Consider the following 7868-nt stretch of genomic DNA (forward strand, 5'->3'; position numbering starts at 1 on the left):
GATGTGCTCGCCGTCGTCGGACAACGCCACTCGTAGGGTGACCTCGTCGCCGCACACCGGGTTGACGTGGTAGACCTGCGCGCCGAACGGCTCACGCAGCCCACGATGCTGCGGATGCTTGTAGTGATCGAGGATCACGTCCTGATAGATCTGCTCCAGCCGCACGGTCAGACTCCCCCAAAGAAGTCCACGGCACGCCGCACACCGGCCACCAGCCGATCGACCTCGTCGAGCGTGTTGTACAGCGCGAACGACGCCCGCGCGGTGGCGGCCAGCCCGAACCGGCGATGCAGCGGCAACGCGCAGTGGTGCCCGACCCGTACGGCGACGCCGTCGTCGTCGAGCACCTGCCCGACATCGTGCGCGTGCACACCGTCGACGACGAACGACACCGGCGATCCGCGGCCATCCATCGATGTCGGCCCGATGATCCGCACGCCATCGATCCTGGACAGACCCTCAATCGCTGCGGCCACCAATTCACATTCGTGGTTTTCGACGGCGTCCATGCCGATGGCACCGAGATAGCGTGTGGCTGCTGCTAATCCGACAACCTGCGAGGTCATCGGGGTGCCTGCCTCGAACAGTTGCGGCGCCGGCGCGTAGGTACTGGACTCCATGGTCACCGTTTCGATCATCGAGCCGCCGGTCAGGAACGGCGGCAGCGTCGACAACAGGTCGCGGCGGCCGTAAAGCACACCGATGCCGTTGGGACCCAGCATCTTATGCCCGGAAAACGCGGCGAAGTCGACGCCGAGCGCGTGGAAGTCGACCGGTTGGTGCGGCACCGACTGGCAGGCGTCCAGCACCGTCAACGCACCCACTTCGCGCGCCCGGTCGACCAGTTGGCCAACCGGGGTCAGTGCGCCGGTGACATTCGAATGATGGCTGAAGGCAACAATTTTGACATGCTCGTCGAGCTGTAACGACTCTAGATCAATACGGCCATCGTCAGTTACGCCGTACCAGCGCAGCGTGGCACCCGTCCGCCGGGCCAGTTCCTGCCATGGGATCAGGTTGGCGTGGTGTTCGAGCTCGGTGGTGACGATGACGTCACCCGGCCCGACCGCCCGCTCGAAACGGTCGTCGCCGAACACGTAGGACATCAGGTTGAGCGCCTCGGTGGCGTTCTTGGTGAATACCAGCTCATCGGCGTCGGCGCCGACGAATCCAGCGATATCGGCGCGGCCCTGCTCGTAGGCGTCGGTGGCCTCTTCCATCAGCTGGTGCGCGCCACGGTGCACCCCGCCGTTGGAGGTGATCAGAAACTCACGCTCGGCGTCGAGCACTTGCACCGGCCGCTGCGAGGTGGCACCGGAATCCAGGTAAGCCAACTGGTTTCCGCCCCGCATCACGCGCTTGAGGATCGGGAAGTCGGCGCGGATCGCGGCGAGGTCGAATGGAACCACCGACGTCGTCGTCATGGTCAGGCCCCGGTGGCCGCCGTCTGGGTGAAGCGCACGTAGCCGTTCTCTTCGAGTTCGTCCGCCAGTTCCGGACCACCCGACTCGACGATTCGGCCACCGACGAACACGTGCACGAATTGCGGATGGATGTAGCGCAGGATCCGGGTGTAATGGGTGATCAGCAGGATGCCGCCGTGCTCGGTCTCGGCGTAGCGGTTCACCCCGTCGCTGACCACCCGCAGCGCGTCGATGTCCAAGCCGGAGTCGGTTTCGTCGAGAATCGCGATTTTCGGCTTGAGCAGCGAGAGCTGCAAGATCTCGTGGCGTTTCTTCTCGCCACCGGAGAAACCCTCGTTGACGCTGCGTTCGGCGAAAGCCTGGTCGATGTCGAGGGCGTCCATCGCCGCGCGCACCTCCTTGATCCAGTGCCGCAGCTTCGGCGCCTCGCCGCGCACCGCGGTGACCGCGGTACGCAGGAAGTTCGACATCGACACGCCGGGCACCTCGACCGGGTACTGCATGGCCAGGAACAACCCCGCGCGGGCGCGTTCGTCGACGGTCATCGCCAGCACGTCTTTGCCGTCAAGGGTGATCGATCCAGACGTGACCTTGTATTTGGGATGGCCGGCGATCGCATACGACAACGTGGACTTGCCGGATCCGTTGGGTCCCATCAATGCATGGGTCTCACCCGAATTCACCGTGAGGTCGACACCTCGCAAGATCGAGATCTCGTCGACCTCATTGGCAGTGGCGACGCTGACGTGCAGGTCCTTGATTTCCAGTGTGGTCATCGCTGATTGGTGTCCTTAAATGGTCCCGTACATGGCTTCGGTGAGGGCGAGCTCGTGTTCGATGGCGTCGGTGAGGCGCTCACGCACGGTGGGAACGGCGATCCTGGCAATGATCTCACCGAAGAAGCCGCGCACGATGAGCCGGCGGGCCTGATCCTCCGGGATGCCGCGAGCACGCAGATAGAACAATTGCAGGTCGTCGAACCTTCCGGTGGCACTGGCGTGTCCGGCCTGGACAATCTCACCCGTCTCGATCTCGAGGTTCGGTATCGAATCGGCCCGGGCGCCGTCGGTGAGCACCAGGTTGCGGTTGACCTCGAATGTATCCGTGCCGATGGCCTCCGGCCGGATCAGCACGTCACCAACCCACACCGTGCGCGCATCAGGGCACGATGAGTCCGGATCACCTTGCAGAGCACCCTTATACACCACGTTCGAGCGGCAGTTGGGCTGCCCGTGGTCGATCAACAGCCGAGATTCGAGATGCTGACCGTCGTCGGCGAAGCACAAGCCGAGCAACTCTGCGTCCCCGCCCGAAGCCGCAAACCGAACCCGACCTGTCAGACGCACCAGGTCTCCGCCGAGCATGACGGCGACGTGCCGCAGCACGGCGTCCTTGCCCAATGCAGCGTGATGCATGGTGACGTTGACCGCGTCGTCCGCCCAGTCGGCGATCCAGACCACGGTGAGGTGCGCGGCGTCGTCGACGACGAATTCGATGTTGTCGGCATAGATTCCGCTGCCGCGTTGGTCGATGACGACGACCGCCCGGGCGAGCTCGCAGGCGCGCACCTGCAAGTGGCCGTAAGCCGTCGCGCCCTCACCCGGTCCGGTGATCGTGATGCCGATGGGTTCCTCGGGTGCCACGCCTTTGTTGTCCACGGTGACCACGGTCGCCTTGTTGAAGGACGAAAAAGCCTGGGCAGCAATGCGGTCAGCAGGTACACCCGCGGCACCCAGCCGATCGTCGCCACGCCGGACGGTTTCGACGCACACACCCGGCTGGTCGCTGACTTCGATGGTCACCGTTCCCGTCGCCGCCGCGGAGCCGTCGTGTAGGCCATGCAGCCGTCGCAGCGGAGTAAACCGCCAGATCTCGTCTCGACCGTGGGGAACCTCGAAGGCGCCGACGTCGAATGAGGTGAACACCTCGCCCTTGTTGGCGGTGACCCCTTCGACTGCCTCGGTGAGATTTGTCGGGGTGGCTTCTCCGGTCGCCTCTCGCGCCGCGACCACTAGCCCACCGCGCCTTCCATCTGCAGCTCGATGAGCCGGTTGAGCTCCAGCGCGTATTCCATCGGCAGTTCCTTGGCAATCGGCTCGACGAAACCGCGCACTACCATCGCCATCGCTTCGTCTTCGGCAAGCCCGCGACTCATCAGGTAGAACAGCTGGTTCTCGCTGACCTTGGAGACGGTGGCCTCGTGGCCCATCGTGACGTCGTCCTCGCGGATGTCGACGTACGGGTAGGTGTCGCTGCGACTGATGTCATCGACAAGCAGTGCATCGCATTTCACGCTCGCCCGAGACCCGTGCGCCCCCTTGTTCACCTGCACCAGGCCGCGGTAGGACGAGCGACCGCCGCTGCGGGCAACCGATTTCGAGACGATGTTGCTCGACGTGTTCGGCGCAAGGTGCAGCATCTTGGCACCGGTGTCCTGGTGCTGACCCTCGCCGGCGAACGCCACCGAAAGCACCTCACCCTTGGCGTGCTCGCCGGTCATCCAGACCGCCGGATACTTCATGGTGACCTTGGAGCCGATGTTGCCATCGACCCACTCCATGGTGGCGCCGGCCTCGGCGCGCGCCCGCTTGGTGACGAGGTTGTAGACGTTGTTCGACCAGTTCTGGATCGTCGTGTAGCGGCAACGGCCACCGGGCTTCACGACGATCTCCACGACTGCCGAGTGCAGCGAATCGGACTTGTAAACGGGAGCGGTGCAGCCTTCCACGTAGTGCACGTACGCACCCTCATCGACGATGATCAGCGTCCGCTCGAACTGGCCCATGTTCTCGGTGTTGATCCGGAAGTAGGCCTGCAGCGGGATGTCGACGTGCACACCCGGTGGGACGTAGATGAAGCTGCCGCCGCTCCAGACCGCGGTGTTCAGCGCGGAGAACTTATTGTCCCCGGCGGGGATCACCGCGCAGAAGTACTGCTTGAAGATATCTTCGTGTTCCCGCAAACCACTATCGGTGTCGAGGAAGATAACCCCTTGGGCTTCAAGGTCTTCCCGAATCTGGTGGTAAACAACCTCTGAGTTGTGCACTACCAGGCCTTCGGCCACAAAGTTGTGCGGACCGTCGACCTCGATGTCGTAGACCGGTTCGATTGCATACGGCTCGATGGACTTGACCCGCTCAAAGCCGAGCCATTCGTTGGTGTGCGCTCGGATCGTCGTCCCGTGAGCACCATTCGACGAATGCATGTAACGGCGGCGGCCGAAGCGGTCAGTCCGCTTCGGGTTGCGACAACCCAGGCGCTCAAAGTCACCGGAAATACCTAGCCGCCAAGCAATCTGCATCCGCTCGGGAGCGTGCCGATATGGCTGGGTGAACGACCACGGGCCACCTGCCCGCAACCCGCAGAGCTCGGCCAACTCCCGGGCTTGACCGATGAGGGGCTCGTTGGCGCAGGTAAGCAGGATCGACCCACTGCTTGCCGGCCCCACATAGCCGTCGGCATCGACCCAACCACCGAGGAAGGCCAGCCGCTGGTCGACCGGCAAGCCGTAAACCCAGTCGGGCACCCGCTTGGTCAACGACAGTCCACCGAAGCCCAACGCAACAATCCACTCGGTCAGCGCCTTGGAGTTGACGACAATGCGGTACTCGTCAGCCTCAATGCACCGCAGCCCGAACAGATCCTCGACGACACGCGCCACCTCGGCCCGGAGCTTGACGTCGGTTGCGGGGATGGCCAACTGAACTCGATAGGTCTTCGTCGAGAGATGCAGATTGCCATCGCCGATGTACAGCCCCAGCAGCCACATCAGGTTCACGGTGCTAGCCGCGGGAGTAGCCAAGCCGGCAACGCTTGGAAGTTCAGCCGCGACACCAACATCCGGGATGGCCCGTGGCACCGCGATGAAGTCACCGGACTTGATCTCGCCCACGGTGACCCAACGGCGGGCATACCGGGCGCGCTGCCGGCCTTCCTTGCGCTCGTCACGCAACACCAGCATCGGGTGGTTGTCGGTGGCGCGGATGGCACGCCGCGTCGTCTTGACCGCGTAGGTCAGCCGGGTGTCGGTCTGGGCTGAAGCCTTAACGGGCGCAACCACGAACCGTTCGGAGTCCTCGTCGTAGGCGAAGACCCGATCGCCGAACTCGATCTCCTTGATCGGGAGTTGGCCACGGTTAGTCGTCCACACCAAGGTGTCACCAGCCAAGCATTCGTATTGAGCCGCTACACCGGCAACGTAGCGCTGCTTCTCGGCCTCCGGGATGCCCAGCCGGTCGTAAGTATTGCGAATATCTTCTGGCAAATCCTCCCAACTGGTCGCCTGCTTCTCGGTGGAGCGCACGAAGTACTTGATGTTGTCGAAGTCGATGCCCTCGAGGTTGGCGCCCCACGTCGGCATCGGCTTGCGATCGAAGATGCGCAGCGCCTTCAGCCGGTTCTGCAGCATCCACTCCGGCTCGTTCTTCTTCGCCGAGATGTCGCGGACCACCGCCTCGGACAAGCCGCGCTGCGCGCTGGCGCCGGCCACGTCGGAGTCGGCCCAGCCGTAGCCGTAGCGGCCCAGCGAGGCGATCGCCTCCTCCTGGGACAGGGATTCCTTAGCCAAGGGGGCGCCCAGCTTCTGAACCTCGGGGGTAGTCGTCATTACGACGCTCCTTGTTTGCTCGTGGTGGCTTCGACGCGGGCTGTGCGTCGAAGTGCGGGTTCGGCTTCGGTTGTGGTGAGCGGGACATGCGTGGTGCAGGCGCAGTCGCCGTTGACGATGGTCGCCAACCGCTGCACGTGCCTGCCGAGCACCTCGGCCATGGCCTGTTGCTCGGTTTCGCACAACTCCGGGAACTCCTCGGCCACATGCGAGACCGGGCAGTGGTGCTGACAGATCTGCACACCGTGAATCGGCCCGTCCACCCGTGTGGTGGTCGCGACGTAGCCGGCCTTGCTCAACGCCCCGGCGATCCGCTCGGCGGCCGCTTCGAGCTCGTCATCCGCGGCGGAACGGGGCGGCTCAACCTCGGACAAGATCGCGTCGATGCGTTGCCGCGCGAAGGTTCGGACCGCGTCCTCCCCGCCGATCTCACGAAGTTGACGCATCGCCGCCGCCGCCAGGTCGTCGTAGCTGTGGTCCAACTTGCCCCGTCCGGCGGCGGTCAGCCGGTACCGCTTGGCCGGCCGGCCCCGTCCCACCTGCTGCCAGGCCGCGGCCGGAACAGCTTCCGCCTCGCCCGCCTCGATCAGCGCGTCCAGATGACGCCGCACGCCAGCGGCGGACAGGCCCAGCCGCTCGCCGATCTGGCCGGCCGTGATCGATCCGGACTCCAACAGCAACCGCACGACGGCACTTCGCGTGTGGCCGTCGTGCGTCGAAGCTGCGGGCGCTCCTTCAGCGCCTTTGACGTCCGACCGGATTTTCACAACACCAGTGTGACGCAATTCGGGCGACGGGTCCAGCCCGGTGGACGGTCCGGGGCCCCCGGGTGGCGGTTACGCTGCGTTGATGGCAGCCCGCCAACACACTCTGAGTTCGTCGATTGCGAGCTGGCATGGTGACGAACAGGCCGTGGGTTCGCCGCTCAACCATAGTGAGTTGGTCGCGCTTCGCCGCACCCGGCTATTCGGCGCAACCGGCACGGTCCTGATGGCGATCGGCGCATTGGGCGCCGGAGCGCGGCCGGTGGTCCAGGATCCGACATTCGGCGTCCGGCTGCTCAACCTGCCGTCACGGATCCAGACGGTGTCGTTGACGATGACCACCACCGGGGCGGTGATGATGGCGCTGGCGTGGTTGATGCTGGGCCGTTTCGCGCTGGGCGACCGGCGCATGTCGCGCGGCGCGTTGGACCGCACGCTGCTGCTGTGGACGATCCCGTTGCTGGTTGCACCGCCGATGTACAGCAAGGACGTCTACTCCTACCTCGCACAAAGCCAGATCTGCCGGGAGGGACTCGACCCCTACCGGGTGGGTCCGGCGCCCGGCCTGGGCCTCGGCCACGTATTCACGCTGTCGGTGCCGAGCCTGTGGCGCGAAACCCCGGCGCCCTACGGGCCGCTGTTCCTATGGGTCGGGCACGGGATTTCCGCGCTGACCGGCGAGAACATCGTCGCCGCGGTGTTGTGCCACCGGCTGGTGGTGTTGGCCGGCGTGGGGCTGATCGTATGGGCGACGCCGCGACTGGCCAGGCGTTGCGGGGTGGCCGAGGTCAGCGCACTGTGGCTGGGTGCAGCCAATCCGCTGCTGATCATGCACCTGGTTGCCGGCATCCACAACGAGGCGCTGATGCTCGGGCTGATGCTGACCGGCACTGAGTTCGCGCTGCGCGGCGTGGATTCGAGCCGGGCATTGGTACCCGGACCGGACCGACAACGATGGCAGCACCGGGCGCCGCTGGGCATGCTGCTGGCCGGCGCCGTGCTGATCACGCTGTCCTCCCAGGTGAAGCTGCCGTCGCTGCTGGCTCTGGGATTCGTCGCGATGGCACTGGCCCG

The 7868-nt window shown here is 65.0% G+C and carries 6 protein-coding genes and 1 pseudogene; 1 reads left to right on the forward strand and 6 read right to left on the reverse strand.

The annotated features are described in order from the left end of the window. The 6 genes and pseudogenes from ACRDTL_RS19605 to ACRDTL_RS19630 form a co-directional block, all read right to left on the reverse strand. Positions 1-171, reverse strand: a 171-nt coding sequence (locus ACRDTL_RS19605; RefSeq protein ID WP_431508364.1) for an iron-sulfur cluster assembly scaffold protein, incomplete at its 3' end; no start/stop codon positions are given. After that, positions 168-1424 carry a cysteine desulfurase gene (locus ACRDTL_RS19610; protein WP_431508359.1) on the reverse strand — a complete coding sequence of 419 codons (1257 nt, stop codon included), beginning with the start codon at positions 1422-1424 and terminating at the stop codon, positions 168-170. The genes ACRDTL_RS19605 and ACRDTL_RS19610, both read right to left, overlap by 4 nt. Positions 1425-1426: 2 nt before the next feature. Continuing rightward, on the reverse strand, positions 1427-2200 hold the full coding sequence (gene sufC / locus ACRDTL_RS19615) for a Fe-S cluster assembly ATPase SufC (RefSeq protein ID WP_431508360.1): 774 nt from the start codon (positions 2198-2200) through the stop codon (positions 1427-1429). A gap of 15 nt (positions 2201-2215) precedes the next feature. Continuing rightward, positions 2216-3436: a Fe-S cluster assembly protein SufD gene (gene sufD / locus ACRDTL_RS19620; protein ID WP_431508361.1), complete on the reverse strand. Its 1221-nt coding sequence runs from the start codon at positions 3434-3436 to the stop codon at positions 2216-2218. Beyond that, positions 3436-6030, reverse strand: coding sequence for a Fe-S cluster assembly protein SufB (sufB, locus tag ACRDTL_RS19625; protein ID WP_431508362.1), 2595 nt, complete (start codon positions 6028-6030; stop codon positions 3436-3438). The genes sufD and sufB overlap by 1 nt, the downstream gene beginning before the upstream one ends. Positions 6031-6085: 55 nt before the next feature. Beyond that, a pseudogene (locus ACRDTL_RS19630) lies at positions 6086-6833 on the reverse strand (helix-turn-helix transcriptional regulator); the annotation flags it as partial. 46 nt (positions 6834-6879) lie between these two features. Here ACRDTL_RS19630 and mptB point away from each other — a divergent pair. Then, the coding region (gene mptB / locus ACRDTL_RS19635; RefSeq protein WP_431508363.1) for a polyprenol phosphomannose-dependent alpha 1,6 mannosyltransferase MptB at positions 6880-7868 on the forward strand (989 nt) is incomplete at its 3' end.

This window comes from Mycobacterium sp., assembly GCF_050700595.1.
Classification (GTDB): Bacteria; Actinomycetota; Actinomycetes; order Mycobacteriales; family Mycobacteriaceae; genus Mycobacterium.

What these genes read in the sequence shown, in the direction of transcription:
- ACRDTL_RS19610 (WP_431508359.1), bottom strand. Translation starts at nt 1,424, where the DNA reads ATGACGACGACGTCGGTGGTTCCATTCGACCTCGCCGCGATCCGCGCC.
- sufC (WP_431508360.1), bottom strand. Translation starts at nt 2,200, where the DNA reads ATGACCACACTGGAAATCAAGGACCTGCACGTCAGCGTCGCCACTGCC.
- sufB (WP_431508362.1), bottom strand. Translation starts at nt 6,030, where the DNA reads ATGACGACTACCCCCGAGGTTCAGAAGCTGGGCGCCCCCTTGGCTAAG.